General features: G+C 67.6%; 20 protein-coding genes. 7 read left to right on the top strand and 13 right to left on the bottom strand.

Features of this window, described 5'->3' with window-relative positions:
- From AC1D1G_RS21840 to mrf, 10 genes are all read right to left on the bottom strand, one after another.
- Positions 1-702 (bottom strand): MspA family porin, encoded by a 702-nt coding sequence (locus AC1D1G_RS21840; protein WP_009478886.1) that lies wholly within the window; start codon positions 700-702, stop codon positions 1-3.
- Positions 703-768: 66 nt separating this feature from the next.
- Entirely contained in the window at positions 769-1,389 is a 621-nt protein-coding gene (locus AC1D1G_RS21845; RefSeq protein ID WP_005254568.1) for an MspA family porin, read from the bottom strand.
- 799 nt (positions 1,390-2,188) lie between these two features.
- The gene (locus AC1D1G_RS21850; RefSeq protein ID WP_477953651.1) at positions 2,189-2,749 is read right to left on the bottom strand and encodes a MogA/MoaB family molybdenum cofactor biosynthesis protein; all 561 of its coding nucleotides are present in this window, start codon (positions 2,747-2,749) and stop codon (positions 2,189-2,191) included.
- Positions 2,749-4,233, bottom strand: coding sequence for a S1C family serine protease (locus tag AC1D1G_RS21855; RefSeq protein ID WP_477953652.1), 1,485 nt, complete (start codon positions 4,231-4,233; stop codon positions 2,749-2,751). The genes AC1D1G_RS21850 and AC1D1G_RS21855 overlap by 1 nt, the downstream gene beginning before the upstream one ends.
- A 124-nt stretch (positions 4,234-4,357) precedes the next feature.
- Positions 4,358-5,833, bottom strand: a complete 1,476-nt coding sequence (locus tag AC1D1G_RS21860) for a HAMP domain-containing sensor histidine kinase (protein ID WP_280784078.1) — start codon at positions 5,831-5,833, stop codon at positions 4,358-4,360.
- Positions 5,833-6,519 carry a response regulator transcription factor gene (locus AC1D1G_RS21865; protein WP_005238656.1) on the bottom strand — a complete coding sequence of 229 codons (687 nt, stop codon included), beginning with the start codon at positions 6,517-6,519 and terminating at the stop codon, positions 5,833-5,835. The genes AC1D1G_RS21860 and AC1D1G_RS21865 overlap by 1 nt, the downstream gene beginning before the upstream one ends.
- A 68-nt stretch (positions 6,520-6,587) precedes the next feature.
- Complete coding sequence (locus AC1D1G_RS21870) at positions 6,588-7,196, bottom strand: trimeric intracellular cation channel family protein (protein ID WP_005238652.1); 609 nt, start codon at positions 7,194-7,196, stop codon at positions 6,588-6,590.
- A 24-nt stretch (positions 7,197-7,220) separates the two neighbouring features.
- Positions 7,221-7,394: a 50S ribosomal protein L32 gene (gene rpmF, locus AC1D1G_RS21875; protein ID WP_005259908.1), complete on the bottom strand. Its 174-nt coding sequence runs from the start codon at positions 7,392-7,394 to the stop codon at positions 7,221-7,223.
- Positions 7,395-7,458: 64 nt separating this feature from the next.
- Positions 7,459-7,707: a type B 50S ribosomal protein L31 gene (locus AC1D1G_RS21880; protein WP_477953653.1), complete on the bottom strand. Its 249-nt coding sequence runs from the start codon at positions 7,705-7,707 to the stop codon at positions 7,459-7,461.
- Positions 7,704-8,942, bottom strand: coding sequence for a ribosome hibernation factor-recruiting GTPase MRF (mrf, locus tag AC1D1G_RS21885; RefSeq protein WP_477953654.1), 1,239 nt, complete (start codon positions 8,940-8,942; stop codon positions 7,704-7,706). Before mrf ends, AC1D1G_RS21880 begins: the two co-directional genes overlap by 4 nt.
- Positions 8,943-9,068: 126 nt before the next feature.
- Here mrf and rpmB point away from each other — a divergent pair, with 126 nt between their 5' ends.
- From rpmB to rpsR, 4 genes are read left to right on the top strand one after another with little or no spacing between them, the layout of a single operon-like run.
- Positions 9,069-9,305 (top strand): 50S ribosomal protein L28, encoded by a 237-nt coding sequence (gene rpmB / locus AC1D1G_RS21890; RefSeq protein ID WP_280784081.1) that lies wholly within the window; start codon positions 9,069-9,071, stop codon positions 9,303-9,305.
- Positions 9,305-9,472 (top strand): 50S ribosomal protein L33, encoded by a 168-nt coding sequence (rpmG, locus tag AC1D1G_RS21895; RefSeq protein WP_283354002.1) that lies wholly within the window; start codon positions 9,305-9,307, stop codon positions 9,470-9,472. Before rpmB ends, rpmG begins: the two co-directional genes overlap by 1 nt.
- A gap of 12 nt (positions 9,473-9,484) precedes the next feature.
- Positions 9,485-9,790, top strand: a complete 306-nt coding sequence (gene rpsN / locus AC1D1G_RS21900; RefSeq protein ID WP_477953655.1) for a 30S ribosomal protein S14 — start codon at positions 9,485-9,487, stop codon at positions 9,788-9,790.
- Positions 9,791-9,799: 9 nt separating this feature from the next.
- Positions 9,800-10,054 (top strand): 30S ribosomal protein S18, encoded by a 255-nt coding sequence (rpsR, locus tag AC1D1G_RS21905; RefSeq protein ID WP_005238639.1) that lies wholly within the window; start codon positions 9,800-9,802, stop codon positions 10,052-10,054.
- 61 nt (positions 10,055-10,115) lie between these two features.
- Here the strand turns inward: rpsR and AC1D1G_RS21910 are convergent, their stop codons facing one another.
- From AC1D1G_RS21910 to AC1D1G_RS21920, 3 genes are all read right to left on the bottom strand, one after another.
- Positions 10,116-10,712, bottom strand: a complete 597-nt coding sequence (locus AC1D1G_RS21910) for a DUF305 domain-containing protein (protein ID WP_477953657.1) — start codon at positions 10,710-10,712, stop codon at positions 10,116-10,118.
- A 70-nt stretch (positions 10,713-10,782) separates the two neighbouring features.
- Positions 10,783-11,172, bottom strand: coding sequence for a DUF6153 family protein (locus tag AC1D1G_RS21915; RefSeq protein WP_283331521.1), 390 nt, complete (start codon positions 11,170-11,172; stop codon positions 10,783-10,785).
- Positions 11,173-11,252: 80 nt separating this feature from the next.
- The gene (locus AC1D1G_RS21920) at positions 11,253-12,305 is read right to left on the bottom strand and encodes a serine hydrolase domain-containing protein (protein WP_283354730.1); all 1,053 of its coding nucleotides are present in this window, start codon (positions 12,303-12,305) and stop codon (positions 11,253-11,255) included.
- A gap of 141 nt (positions 12,306-12,446) precedes the next feature.
- On the opposite strand from AC1D1G_RS21920, the gene AC1D1G_RS21925 reads away from it, so the two are divergent.
- Genes AC1D1G_RS21925 through AC1D1G_RS21935 form a run of 3 tightly spaced genes read left to right on the top strand, consistent with a single transcriptional unit; the run spans position 12,447 to position 15,020 of the window.
- The gene (locus AC1D1G_RS21925; protein WP_477953658.1) at positions 12,447-13,376 is read left to right on the top strand and encodes an AEC family transporter; all 930 of its coding nucleotides are present in this window, start codon (positions 12,447-12,449) and stop codon (positions 13,374-13,376) included.
- A 14-nt stretch (positions 13,377-13,390) separates the two neighbouring features.
- A complete protein-coding gene (locus AC1D1G_RS21930) occupies positions 13,391-13,855 on the top strand; it encodes a hypothetical protein (protein ID WP_283354732.1) in 465 nt (154 codons plus the stop codon).
- Position 13,856: 1 nt separating this feature from the next.
- Complete coding sequence (locus AC1D1G_RS21935; RefSeq protein WP_477953667.1) at positions 13,857-15,020, top strand: MFS transporter; 1,164 nt, start codon at positions 13,857-13,859, stop codon at positions 15,018-15,020.
- Positions 15,021-15,112 lie beyond the last annotated feature (92 nt).

The following is a 15,112-nucleotide window of genomic DNA, read 5'->3' on the forward strand; positions in this document are numbered from 1 at the left end:
TCAGCCGAGGCTGAAGGGCTGTCCCCACAGGGTGACGGTGCCGTCAACCGAGTCGGTCGAGACGGTGACCTTGGCGTAGGAGCGGGCCTGCGCGTAACCGGCGCAACCGGAGACACCGAACGTCTCGTCCGAGTACGTGAAGCCACCGCTGTTGCCCTTGAACTTGAAGCTGCTCTTGTGAGCCTCGGCGCCGTAGTCGTCGGTGTACTCGATGTCGAGGATCGGCACGTTGGTGGCCTTACCGGGTCCGATCGAGACGCCGCTACCGGCACCACCCTCGACCGGGATGCTGGCGGGATCGCCACCGGCAGCCGCACCGACGACCTTGGAAGGCGTGACCTCGGCGCCGGCCTCACCGGACACCGCGCCACCGAAGTTCAGCTGGCACGCCACGATGTACCCGGCATCGATGGTGCCGCCCTTGGCGGTGCCACCATTGATCGACACATCGATCGAGCCCGACGTCCACACGTTGCGGTGCAGCGGGGTCGAACCCATCGACGGGCTGATGTTCGCCGAGTTGGCGGTCTGACGCACGGTCACCACGGTGCCGTCGAGCAGCGTCTGGGTGATGGTTCCGTCCTGCAACGGAACGAAGGTGTCGGCGTTGGCCGCACCGGTGGAGAAGAGGCCGATCGCGACGGTGGCCGCGGCGACCACGCCGGCAGCCTTGGCGCCGTGGCGCAGGGTCTTGCTGTTCATGGTTCCCCTCTAGGGTTACTGATCGCTTACGCGAGAGTCGTGGATGGAATCGATTGGGAGCGGCAATCAGCCGATGCTGAAAGGCTGCCCGTAGAGGGTGGCCTTCACGTAGTGGTTCCCCGGAACCTCCACCACGGTGTATGCCCGAGCCTGCGCGTACCCACCGCAACCCTGGACCTCGATCTGCTGATCGCGGTACTGAATCGCCGACACACCCGGCTTCAGGTCTTCCTTGGTCTTGATCTTCGCGAACTTGACCTCACCGGCCTCGATCGGCACCGACAGCGAGCCACCCATCCCCAGCGCATCGAAACCGAGGTCGGCGCTGAGCTTGCCCTCGAGACCGGTGATGTCGATCTGGCAACCCACGATGTAACCGGTGGTCAGCGTCGCGCCTTCCTCCGGGATCTCACCACCGAGCTCAGCGAACACGTCACCCGAAACCCAAGCCGTGCGGCCCGCGCCATTGGCGGCCAGCGACGGCGAAACCAGAGCGCTCTCCGCGTTGCGGGCGATCTTGGCCGTGACGCTTCCCGCGTTGACGACCTTTTCGCCACCCGGCAGCGGCACGAAGGTGTCGGCGTTGGCCGCACCCGTGGACATCAGGCCGAGGACTACAGCCGCAGCGGCACCAAGGCCGGCAATGCGGGCTCCACGGCGCAGGCCGGTCTTTCGGTTCTCGCTCATTCGTTCCCCTCATCAGGATTCTGCTGGTTCCCAGTCACGACCTTCGAGACTGAGGAGTGGTCCATGTCGGGCCCAGCGCAGTATCCAGAGCTGTGATGTCCGCAGAGTGAACTACGGATGATCACAGCTCGATAACCGCGCTGAAGACGAAATCACTGACGAAGCGTCAGAGTTCCGACTGGGCAACGGCACATCGACCCTGCCCTCCATCTCCAGTACTGACTCGCCGAGGACAGTAACCGGCAGGTGGTTGCCTAAGCAATTAATTCCTGCCGAAACGGAATCGTGATGTATGCCACACCCGGAAACGTGTCCAACGTGTGGGATTTGCGAGAGAATTCCGACCACTCGTCAACCGTTTGACCAGCAGGTTCACTGGCCGTTCACGTTAAGTTCGGTAACGTTTACATTCGGTTCACGAGCTCGAAGGATGTCTGTTCTGACCGAAATGTGATGACTGAACGAATGCTGGGAGCGGCCCTTCGCCCAGGACAATTCCGCCCGGGCCATAGCACAAAAACTCACGACGATCGCAGACCACGACAGCAGATCACGATTTGCTTAAGGTGAGGGTTTCAAAGATAACTACCCGTGATGCGGGGGGCGCTGGCGGCGCAGCCATTCGTCGCCGGCAGCGGCGGCGGGCCCTTCCCCGGGTTCGCGTTCGTCCGCGGTGGTGTCGGGGAAGACGTCCCCGAAGATGCGTTCGAGCCGGGCCCTGTCGATCGGGGCCCGGCTCGGAACTGCCTGCTCGTCGGTCTCGCTGGGCGAGTCCGGCTCGTCGGAACGAGAAATCGTCTCAGCCTTCCAGACCGGACAATTCGGAAATCACGTGCGCCGCGAGCGGCGTCAGCGTGGCCATGCCGTCCCGGACCGCAGCGCGGGAGGACGCGAGGTTTACCACGAGTGTGCTGCCGGACACGCCGGCGAGCCCGCGGGAGAGGCCCGCGTCGAGCGAACCGGCGGCGAGACCCGAAGACCGGAGGGCCTCCGAGATTCCCGGAATCTCACGGTCGAGGACCTCGGCGGTGACGTCGGGTGCGACGTCGCGCGGCGACACGCCGGTGCCGCCGACGGAGACGACGAGGTCGACGCCGCCGATGACGGCGGTGTTGAGCGCGTTACGGATCTCCACCTCGTCGGCCGCCACCGCCACGATGGCGTCGACGATGAAGCCGGCCTCGTTCAGCAGTTCTGTCACCAGAGGCCCGATGGAGTCCTTGCCGTCACCGTGAGCGGTGCGGTCGTCGACGATTACCACCAGCGCGCGGCCGGCCAGCGAGGCTTCGATGTCCATGGTCCCTACCGTAGTGGCCCCGTTCAGAACGGACTCGACCTGCCCGATAATCCCCGTGTTCATCAGCGGCCACCCTGTTCGGCGGTTCCGAGCGTGACGTCGACGGTCTTGGTATTGGATCCGTTCCCGTCGGTGTAGGTGATGGACACATTGTCTCCCGGTGCGTGTGAACGGATGGCGGCGATGAGTGCGTCGCCACTGGTGATGGCACGGTCGTCGACCTTGGTGATGACCGACCCCTGCGGAATTCCCGCTTTCTCCGCCGGGCTGCCCGCCGTGACCTCGACGACGGTGGCACCGTTGGCGGCGTCCTGTGACGGGACCTGGATCCCGATGACGGCCTGGGTGGCCTTGCCTGTCTTGACCAGCTCGTCCGCGATGCGCCGGGCCTGGTCGACCGGAATCGCGAAGCCGAGTCCGATGGATCCGCTCTGCTCACCCGCACCGGAACCGCCGATGCTCGCGATGGCGGTGTTGATGCCGATCAGCTGGCCGTCCATGTTGACGAGGGCGCCGCCGGAGTTGCCCGGGTTGATCGCCGCGTCCGTCTGGAGGGCGTCGATGACGGTGTTCTGGTTGCCGGACTCACCGCTGGTGGACACCGGGCGATTGAGCGCCGAGATGATGCCCTCGGTGACGGTGCCGGCCAGGCCGAGGGGCGACCCGATCGCGACGACCTGCTGCCCGACCTGCACGTTGCCGGACGTTCCCAGCTCGATCGGAGTGAGGTCGGTCTTGCCGTCCACCTTGATGACCGCGAGATCGGACACCGGGTCGGCGCCGACCAGCTTGGCGTCCGCCGTGCTGCCGTCCGAGAAGGCGACCGTCAGCTTGCCGCCCTTGGCGGCCGCGCCTGCCACGTGATTGTTGGTGAGGATCATGCCGTCGGACGAGATGACGATGCCGGATCCTTCTCCACCGGAACCGCCGGCCGTCGCGACCTCGATCTGGACGACGCTCGGGACCACCTTGTTCGCGACCGCCTGCACCGAACCCGCCGGTGCGTTCGCGGCCGGGGTCGCGGTGTTGTTCTTGGGGGCGTCGAGGGAGTTGGTCACCGCGGCGCCGCTGCCGTTCCGTTCGGTTGCCAGGGAGCCCACGACACCACCGATGCCGCCGCTCACGAGAGCGAGCGCCACAGCGCCCACCACGATGGCGGTGCGGGCGGGACGCTTGGTCGCGGTCGCCGTCGATCCCTCCCCTGCCTGTCCGGGGCCCTGAAGGCCGGGGAACGGGCCCTGAGGCGCCCCGTGCTGCCCGGCCGCGTGCTGGGCACCCGGGTGTCCCGGAGCGCCGTGCTGAGGCTGCCCGAACTGCTGTGTGGGCTGGTGCGGGGCACCGTACGGATTGCCCTGGGGGTACCCGGCGCCGTAGGCCTGCTGACCCATCGGACCGCCCGCGGGGTGCTGCGGAGTGGCCGGAAACTGCTCGGCCGGGTGGTGACCCGGCGTCGCCTGCGGGTGGGCAGGCTGATCGGGGCGCGCGCCCGGGTCGCCACCGGCACTGTCGCGGCTGTTGCCGTCGTGACTGTTTCGATCTTCGGTCATCGCATCACTTCCATCTCCTGCGACCGCCCGCAAAGGGGCGGTCGCACCGTCTCTGTGTACGAGAGTGCCCGGTGGGACTGAGAAGGTCCTGAGACCGGCCTTGGAGTTAGCCGAGACCCTGAGACTATTCCGCTTCGGGTTCGCCGGGAAGGACGATCCGGATGAGCGCACCGCCCCGTTCGGAGACGTCGACGGCGATCGTGCCGCCGTGCTTGACCACCACCTGCCTGACGATCGCCAGACCCAGCCCGGAGCCGGGCATCGAGCGCGACGCCGTCGACCGGTAGAAGCGGTCGAACACCAGCTCCCGATCCTCCTCCGGAATGCCCGGGCCCGCGTCGTCGACCGTCAGCTCGAGAAGTCCGTCGCCTGCCGCCTTCATCGCCACGCGCACCTGCTCACCGGTGGGACTCCACTTGGCCGCGTTGTCGAGCACGTTGAGCACCGCCCGCGACAGTCCCGCGTGGTCGCCGTAGACGAACCAGGGAACGGTGACGGCGGTGAAGTCGATCTCGTTGCGCCGGCGGCGTGCCCGCTCGAGGCTCCGTTCCACCACTTCGCTGAGATCGACTCTCTCGAAGACGGTTTCCGGTGCGTCCTCGCGGGCGAGATCCACGAGGTCGCCCACCAGCTGCGAGAGTTCCTCGATCTGCGCCACCACATCGGTGCGCAGTTCGGCCATATCCTCGTCCGGAATATGCGGCGCGCCAGGACGACTCGACGCGATCAGCAACTCCATGTTGGTGCGCAGCGACGTGAGCGGCGTCCGCAGTTCGTGTCCGGCGTCGGCGACGAGCCTGCTCTGCCGCTCCCGCGATTCCGCGAGCGCCCTCAGCATCGTGTTGAAACTCTCGGTGAGCCGGGCGAGTTCGTCGTTGCCCGTCACCGGCATGGGTGTCAGGTCGTCGGTCCGGGCCACCCGTTCCGTGGCAGCGGTGAGCCGGGCGATCGGACGCAGACCGGTGCGCCCCACCGTCGTTCCGGCGGCGGCCGCGAGGACCACTCCACACCCGCCGACGATGAACAGCACCCAGGCGAGCCGGTCGAGCACGGCGCCCGTCGGCGCCAGGCGCTGCGCGATCACCAGCGTGCTGCCGTCCTGGGTGCGCTCGGCCAGCACCCGCTGATTGTCCGCCGTCCGCAACGACGTGTCGCGCTCGCCGCGGGCCACGGCCAGTTCGGGTTCCCCGATGGGGACACTCGACCCCGGGGGTGTGTACGTGTCGAGGTCCGGGAAGATCAGCGCCACACTGATGTCCGTCGTGTACAGCGTCGCGCCCGCGATGTAGCGCGGATCGAACGTCACAAGATTGCTGTCGATCAGCGCCGACGCGCGGGTGCGCAACTGGTTGTCGACATCCGCGTACAGAGCCCGCGACACCACGGCGTACGCCGCGATCGCCATCACGGCCACCGCGATGGCCACCACGGACGCGGCGAGCAGCGTCACCCGCCACCGCAACGACACCGACCGCGTCAACGGCATCGGAGGCCGCATCTCGGGCGGTAACGGGATCGGGCCTGTGGGGTGCCGGGAAATGTGGTGCGAGTCGTGCTTCGCCCCCGACTTGTCGGCGGTCTTGTGGAACGGAACTGCCATCACGGAGGAGTCTCCCGCAGCACGTAGCCGACTCCGCGGACGGTGTGCAACAGGCGGGTCTCACCGTCCGCCTCCGTCTTGCGACGCAGATACCCGACGTAGACCTCCAGCGCGTTGCCGGACGTCGGGAAGTCGTAACCCCACACCTCCTCGAGGATGCGGCCGCGGGTCAGCACCCGGCGCGGGTTGGCCATCAGCATCTCGAGGAGCGAGAACTCGGTGCGGGTGAGGCTGATGGACCGCTCGCCACGCGTCACCTCGCGGGTGACCGGGTCGAGCGTGAGGTCCTCGAACGTCATCTTCTCCGAGTCGATGCCCGGCTCCGGCGCGGCGCGGCGCAGCAGTGCGCGCAGCCGGGCCAGCAACTCCTCCAGGGCGAAGGGTTTGGGCAGGTAGTCGTCGGCTCCGGCGTCCAGTCCCGACACCCGTTCCGACACGGAGTCGCGCGCCGTGAGGACGAGAATCGGCAGGTCGTCGCCGGTACTCCGCAGCCGACGGCACACCTCGAGACCGTCCAGGCGCGGCATCATCACATCGAGCACGAGCGCGTCGGGGCGCGCGTTCGCCACCTTCTCGAGAGCATCGATACCGTCGACGGCCAGTTCCACCGAGTATCCGTTGAAGCTGAGAGACCGCCGTAAGGACTCCCTCACGGCGCGATCGTCGTCGACCACCAAAATGCGCATACCCGACAGTTTGGCCCGATCAACTGAGATATGTCTGAGAAGGGATCATCGAAGTGCCCTGGCGGCGGTCACTCGAGGACCCGCGGACCCGGCAGACCCCAGTTCCGCCACAGCGCCAGCACCCGCAGCGCCGACGCGAACACCGTGCCTACCACCAGCGCGACGTCGGTGCCCGAACCCCACTCGCTCACCACGACCACCAACGCCGACCCGAGCAGCGCCGGCACCGCGTAGAAGTCCCGCTGCAGCAGCAACGGGACCTCGTTCACCAGCACGTCGCGCAAGATCCCGCCGCCGATCGCCGCCGTCCCGCCGATGAGACACGACGCGAGCGGACTCGCCCCGTGGTCGAGCGCGATCACCGCGCCCGTGCTCGCGAACAGGCCCATGCCCAGAGCGTCGAGCACCAGGATCTCCCGGCGGAGTCGCCCGACAGTCGAATGCAGGAAGAACACCAGCAACGACATGCCGAACGACGTGCCGAGGTTCGGCCAGCTACCCAGCGACGTCGGCGGATGGATGCCCAGCAGGACGTCGCGGACGATGCCGCCACCGAGAGCGGTGAAGACACCGACCACGCACACACCGAAGATGTCGAGGCGCTTCGTCACCCCCACCAGGGCGCCCGAGGCCGCGAACACCGCGATGCCCACCAGTTCCAGGATGTACAGCAGCACCCGCCAAGGTTCGCACGAGGAGCGTCACTTCCCGGCCGGGTCCACCAATCCCAGCTTCACGGCCTTCACCAGCCGGCGCGGCACGCGATGCGTCGCACCGCCCACCGTCACCTCGACGAGGTCGGGCGCCTGGGCCTTCCACTGCGATCTCCGGCTACGCGTATTGGAGCGCGACATTCTGCGTTTCGGCACTGCCATGTTCTGTCTCCTCCTTCGTCGTCGACCTGTGAGTACTTATTAACCGCGGGCGGTTAAGAAGTACTCACGGGCGCGGGCGCACTCCGTAGCGGCGTTCGAACTTCTCGACGCGGCCCGCGGTGTCCATCACGCGCTGCGCGCCGGTCCAGAACGGGTGGGACTCGCTGGTCACGTCCACGACCACCAGCGGATAGGTGTTGCCGTCCGACCACAGGGCGGTGCGGTCGCTGGCCACCGTCGACCGCGTGAGAAACGTGGTTCCGGTGCCCTGGAAGACCACGGGGTGGTAATCGGGATGGATGTTCGCCTTCATTCGTGTCCCTCTCTCGATTCGGGTTCTGCATAGGGTGATTCGCTGCTCTCGCAGGGGTCTTCGTGGAACTGCCCGAACGGGTCGGGCCACGACTGCCAGGCCGCCTCGTCCGCGAGTTCGTCGTCGGTGACGAGCGCCCACTGCAGCGTGCGGTCGATCTCGGTGGGATCRGCCGCATGCACCAGCACCACCATCGACGTGTGCCGGTCGCCGAAGCGCTCGTCCCAGCACAGCGCGGCCATCGCGCGGCGCGCGGTCCCGACCTGTTCCTGTTCTTCCGGGGTCATCGCGGCCAGCCAGCGGTCGGCACTGGCCACCCGCAGTCCCCCACCGGCCGACTCGAGCCACAGCGCCTCGTCCGGCTGGGTCGCGACCCACACGCGGCCGCGAGACGTGACGACTCCGTCGAGGAGCACGTCGACGGCCTCGTGCAGCCGTTCCGGGTGGAACGGCCGGGTGGCGGTGAACTCGACGAGCATGACGCCGCAGTCGTGGGACAGCGGCGGCTGCCGGCGCAGCAGTGGTGAGTGGGCGTGGGACAGCTCACCGCGCCGCGCGCCGGCCGGGACGTCGAGGAGCAGGCGCTCGACGTCGGGCGCGTCCCCGTCCCAGACGATCGGGGCGTCCGGTGCGAGCCGGGCCAGGACGGCGTGGAGCCGGGCCTGCTGCCAGCCGTCGCCTGCATTGCCCGACACCACCAGGGCGTCGGCGAAGTCCACCTGCCCGACTGCGACCTGTGCGACGGTGCGGTCGTCGTCCAGTGCGTCGTCGCCGGTGGCGTCGGCCAGCCACGATCCGGCATCGAGGCAGGTGATAACGCCGTCGACGCGCACGTCCCGCGAGGCGGGACCGTCGATCTGCCCGATCACGCCGGACACCGCCACGTGCTCGACCGCCCAGCACACGGCCTCGGGTTCGAGCCGGCGGTCGAGGTGCAGCACGATGCGCTGCACCGAACTGCGGGTGTGCAGGCGGCGGAGCAGCGGGAGAAGGTCCACGCGCAGCGTGCAGGAGATGCAGCCGTGCGCCAGCTCGAGGATGCCGAGGCGCTCGCGCGGCGCCCCCGACTCCAGCGTGGTGACGGTCCGGCGCACGACGCCTTCATGCATGAGGTCGAGGTCGTGATGCACGACGACGGTGCCTTCGCGGAGCAGCGACCGCGCCGCGTCCTCGGTGGGGCCGTTCCACCCGGAAACCAGGATCAGCGGCGTCCGGCCGTCGAGTATCTCACTCACGGAGCACCCTTTCGATAACGATTGTCATTACGTGGACGGAACGCTACATTGGAAACTCGTCGTTGTCGAAAATGATTGTCATCACCCTCTCGGGGCGGTTTCACGAGAGGACAGAGAGGAACGCCCATGTCGGCGCACTGCCAGGTGACCGGACGCCAGCCAGGATTCGGCAAGTCCGTGTCGCACTCCCACAAGCGCACCAACCGGCGCTGGGATCCGAACATCCAGAAGAAGACATATGCCCTGCCCAGTGAGGGCAGGCGAGTCACCCTCACGCTCTCCGCCAAGGGCATCAAGACCATCGACCGGGACGGCATCGAGGCCGTCGTCGCCCGGATCCGCGCCCGCGGAGGAACGATCTGATGGCCGCCCGCAACGAGATCCGCCCGATCGTGAAGCTGAAGTCGACGGCAGGCACCGGGTACACGTACGTGACCCGCAAGAACCGTCGCAACGACCCCGATCGTCTCGTGACGAAGAAGTACGACCCGGTCGTGCGGAAGCACGTCGATTTCCGAGAAGAGAAGTAGAAGACACCCCACATGGCGAAGAAGTCGAAGATCGCGAAGAACGAGCAACGCAAGATCGTCGTGGCACGCTGGACCGAGCGCCGCGCAGAGCTGAAGGAGACCATCCGCCGTCCGTCGAGCAGCGAAGACGAGCGCGCGGAGGCCCGGGCGGCACTGCAGCGTCTACCCCGCGACGCGAGTCCGGTACGATTGCGCAATCGAGACGCTGCGGATGGACGTCCGCGCGGCCACCTGAGGAAGTTCGGGCTCTCTCGCGTGCGTGTTCGCGAGATGGCGCACCGCGGGGAGCTGCCAGGCGTCCACAAGTCGAGCTGGTAAAGGAAGCAGATGGCAGTCAAGAGAGCACCGTCGAAGAAGCCGCGTCCCGTCGAGGGCCGCAAGCCCAAGAAGAACCCGTTGTTCGCGGCCAAGATCGAGTACGTCGATTACAAGGACATCAACCTCCTCCGCACGTTCATCTCGGACCGCGGCAAGATCCGTAGCCGCCGGGTCACGGGCCTGACCCCGCAGCAGCAGCGTCAGGTTGCCGTCGCCGTCAAGAACGCTCGCGAGATGGCTCTGCTGCCCTTCACGAGCCGGTAACTCACGTAAGCACCGAAAAGGCCGCGTAATCCTCAGATTACGCGGCCTTTCGTCATTCCGGTCAGCCGAGCGCGGCCCGCATGTCGGCGATCTCCTTCTGCTGGGCGGTCACGATGTCGGAGGCCATCTGCCTGACCTCCGGGTTCTCACCGTCGACCAGTTCGGTGTCCGCCATGTCGATCGCGCCCTCGTGGTGCTCGATCATCATGGTCAGCCATCGCCGGTCGAACTCGGTGCCGGACAGTGCCGTCAGGGCGTCCATCTGATCGGCCGACATCATTCCGTCGCCGTGGTCCATGTCGTGCATGCCGGACATGTCGGCCGTCGAAACCGGTTGTCCCCACTGCTGGAGCCAGGTGGTCATCCGGTCCATCTCCGGTTGCTGCGCCGCCTTGATCGCGGCGGCGAGCGCGACCACGTCGGCATTGTCGGTGTGGCCGGCGACCATGTCGGCCATCTCCACCGCCTGCGCGTGATGCGGGTACATCCCTTCCAGGAACAGGACGTCGGCGTCGTTGAACTGTGCCTGCGATTCGACGGCGGACGTCGAGGCGCCGGGCGTCGACGACGTGCCTGGCGAGTCGGTGCCGCAGCCGGCCAGGACGAGAGCCGCGCCTGCCGCGGCGGCGATCAGGGCAGTGATGGTGCTGGTACGCATGAGGAACTCCTCGAGGTCGATTCGGGAAATGACAGTCGGATCCGCCGGGGCACACGCCCCGGGCTCCCTGTCACACCCGCAGAATCGAGAGTTCCGCCAACGAAAGCACCGTCCACGGTGGTGGTCCGCGCCCCGACTGCACACGGTCGGCGCTCACCCGCGACCGTCGCGCGGCGGGATCCACGGAGTGCCACCACAGCAACATCACCGACGTCAGTGCGGCGATCACCACGATCACGCCGGCACACTGATGTCCGGTGAGATGGGGTTGCTCGCAACCGTCCCCGCCGCAACCGTGGGGGTCTTCGGCGTGAGATTCGGTGACCGAGGACTGCTCGTGCGCCGCGGCGATCGCGGTCGGCGCGATCAGACTGTGCATGAGGAGCACCCCGGCAGCGACGGCGATCAGCAGCGCGGCACGCGCCACGACTGTGCGCGTCCGCCCGGTTCCCGTCTCCACACGACCACTGTAACCGGACATACCCAGCGGGGGTACCCAGGCACGTGAGTGACAATGTGTGCCCCGGGACGCGAAAACACTCACATCGGGGTGTGGGCGAGGATCTCCAGACCCTGCTGCTCGAGGCCGCCGATGGTGTCGGTAAGGATGACGAGCCCGCGGTCTTTCTCGCGGTCGAGCACGAGGGTGCACTGGAAACCACCGGTCGCGCCACCGTGCAGCGTGTACTCGCGACCTTCGAACGGGACGATCGACCACGTCAGCGCGCGGTAGTTGTCGCCGATCCACCGCGGGTCCATGGCCGCGGCGCCGGGGACCGTCCCGTCGAGGAGCGCCCGGACGTACCTCGACATGTCGTTCGCGGTGGACCGCAATCCGCCGGCCGGGGCGTAGGCGTCCAGCGGCCACGGGTCCTGCGACCTGTGCAAGACGTCGAATCCGCGGGTGACGTTCGGAGGCAGGTCGGCGGCGGTGAGCGGCATCCACGACTGCGACAGCCCGAGGGGGACGAGCATGCGCTCGCGGAGCAGCGACGGGTAGTCGGTGTGCGCGGCCGCGGCCAGCGCCTGGCCGAGCAGCGCGAAGCCGACGGTCGAGTACGAGTACGTGCCGCGGGTCGTGAGCGGCGCCGACTGCAGTTGCTGCAGCAGGGTGTCCCGGTCGTAGGTGAACGGGTTAGACGCGACCACCCAGTGCCCGACGGCCACCACGGTGTCCGTGCTCATCGGGAACTGCGCCAGCCCGGACGTGTGGGACGCCAGCTCGAGCAGCGTCACGTCGCCGACCGGTGCGCCCTGCAACGGCAGCACATCTCCGACCTTCGTGCTCTCGCGCACCTCACCCCGGGCGACGGCGTCGACGAACAGTTCCGCGGTGAACGTCTTGGTGACGGAACCGATCTCGAAGTCGGTGGCCTCGTTGGCCCCGAAATTCGCGAACCGGGTACCGGACGCGTCGATGTACGCGACGCTCGCGTTCTCGCGGTAGCTGCGCCCGAGCACCTGCCCGGCGAGCGCGATCAGGTTCGGATCCCCACTCGACGGCGGAGCCAGCGCCGACGCCACGGGAGCGGCACCCCAGGCGAGGGTCCACGCGCAGAACAGCGCACAGAGGACGGTCGTTCGACGCAGCATTGCGGCTCCTCGCGCGCGGCGGAACGCGCGCACAGACGATCTCCCCGACCGGAGGCTATTGTCACCCACCCGAACGCCGAGCACTAGACTTCGGAAGGTTTGCCGACAGGAGGCTTACCTGTCGAGGAGGTGCCCCGCAGCGTGTCGGGAGTGGTTGCGGGATTCACCGTCATATTCGTGATCATTGCGATCGGCTACCTGCTCGGCCGTCGCGGGACGCTGGGTGCGGAGGGCGAAACCGTCCTGGGCAGGCTGGTGTTCTTCGTCGCCACACCGGCGCTGCTGTTCGATTCGCTCGCATCGTCCGACCTCTCGGTGATCTTCTCGCCCACTCTGGCCGTCGCGGCTGTCACGGCATTGACGGTCGGCGCACTGTACATGGTCGTCGCGAGAGTGTGGCTACGCAGGTCCCTTCCGGAACTGACGATCGGCGCACTGTCGGCGTCCTACGTGAACTCCGCGAATCTCGGCATACCCATCGCCGTGTTCGTGCTGGGGGACGCGTCGTTCGTGGCGCCGCTGCTGCTGTTCCAGATCATCGCGTACTCCCCCATCGCCCTCACCATCCTCGACGTCACCACGCTCCGACGGGGCGCGTCGCGACTCGACACGATCACCGCACCGTTCAAGAACCCGATCGTCCTGGCGGGTGCCGCGGGACTGCTGATCGCGCTCCTCGGCTGGACACCTCCGGAAGCCCTGATGCAGCCGTTCCGGCTCATGGGTGGCGCGTCGGTGCCGGGTGCACTGCTCGCGTTCGGCATTTCGCTGTACGGGGTGCGGGTGCTGGAGAAGGGGACGAGCCCGCGACGCGACGTCGCGCTGGCGTCGGTGCTCAAGATCGTGGTGCAACCGGTGCTGGCCTACCTGATGGCGCGCTATCTGCTCGGGCTCGAAGACCACGAACTTTTCGCCATCGTGGTGGTGGCGACGCTGCCCACGGCCCAGAACGTCTTCGTCTACGCCAGCCGGTACGGGGTCGGAACGGTGCTGGCGCGAGACACGGCTTTCGTCACCACTTTGGCCGCGATTCCGGGGATTGCGCTGGTCTCCGGCCTGCTCGCGGGATGAGGTTACCGTGGCATATGCGCGTAATCGCCCTCGCAGTGCTGGCCTGCCTCGCCCTCGCCGGATGCGGGTCCGGTTCGAGCACCGACGAACCGACTATTCCCCCGGAGATCGCGTCCGCAGTGGATCCCAGCCCGACCAATCCGTCGTCGGGGATGCCGATTCCCTCCGAAGTGCCCGGCGACGAGTTCGGCACCGTCTTCGAGTCGCGCCCTGACATCGTCCGGGCGAATCCGACGCCGTTCGAGTCGTGGTCCCGCGCCCACGGCAACACGGTGGCGATCCACTTCGTCACCGGAACCCCGGAGTGCTACGGCGCCGACGCAACCGTCACCGAGACCGACACCACCGTCACGATCTCGCTGCGCACCGGCACCCTCCCGGAGGCCGCCGACAAGATGTGCATTCTCGTCGCCGTGTTCGGCACCCTCGAAGTCCCGTTGCAGGCGCCGCTCGGCGATCGCCAGGTGATCAACGGATGACCTGGTGAAGCACTGGTTCCTCAACGTCTGCGTTGCCACTGCTCTCCTCCAGGCCGTCTATCACGCTGTCCGCGTTCTCGTCTCCTACCGCGTCCTCGCGCTCGGCGGCGACGCCGTCACGATCGGCATCGTCACCGCCCTGTTCTCGCTGGCACCGCTGCTCGTCGCGGTCCGGATCGGACGCGCCGTCGACCGTCGGCACGCCGCCGCGGTCCTGCGGACCGGCGTGGTGCTGACATCGCTGGGTGTCCTGGTGATCGCCATGAGCGGCGACCTGATCGTCCTCGGCCTCGGCAACGTGATCCTGGGGTTCGGACAGATCCTCGTGACCGTCGCCGCGCAGGGGTTCATCACGCTGCTCTCCCCGCCCGGTGAGCTGGACCGGGGTTTCGCCGGATTGACGCTCGGAGTCTCGATCGGCCAGGCCGTCGGTGTCCCGCTCGTCGGGCTGATCGCGGCGGGAAGCTCGGACGGCGGCGTCGTCGAAACCACTCTGGCGCTGACGGTGATGGGTGTGGTGTCGCTGGCCGCGGTCCCGTTCGCCTGGCCGGTACGCGAACGCCCGCAAGCAGCGGATCCGCCGTCGCCCGGCGACCGGCAGTCCGTGTTCAGCATGATCTCGACGACCGGGATGCGGCCGGCCGTGTTCAGCAGTCTGATCGTGCTGGCGTCGGTCGACGTCGTCGTCGCGTACCTCCCCGTCCTCGGGCACGAGTTCGGTTTCAGCGTTCTGCTGGTGTCGTTGTTGCTGACCGCGCGGACCGCGGCGTCGATAGTGTCGCGCGCGTTCCTGCCGTGGCTGCTCACCCGTGTGCCACGACAGAAGCTGCTGATCTCCGCCACGCTGTGCTCGGCGCTGCCCACCGCCCTGCTGCCGTTCGTGCCCGACCCGGTCTGGATGGCGCTGCTCCTCGTCGTGGCCGGATTCTTCTGGGGCATCGGTCAACCACTGACGATGACCTGGGTGGCCGGGCTCGTCACCGCCGCCAACAGGGCCGCCGCGTTGTCGCTGCGCCTGACCGGCAACCGGCTCGGGCAGGTACTGATTCCGCTGGCCGCAGGCGCCGCGGCGGGGGTCGCGGGCACATCGTCGATCTTCGTGATCACCGGCGGACTGCTCGGCACCGCAGCAGTCTCCACCTGGCGAGCCGTGAGTACTTGTTAACCGCCCGCGGTTAACAAGTACTCACAGCTCCGAAACGTCGCGTCCGTCGCCGTACGACGCTCCACTTCGTCGGATGTGGCGTGCGTCTCTTC

The organism is Rhodococcus sp. P3_B8 (assembly GCF_056402775.1).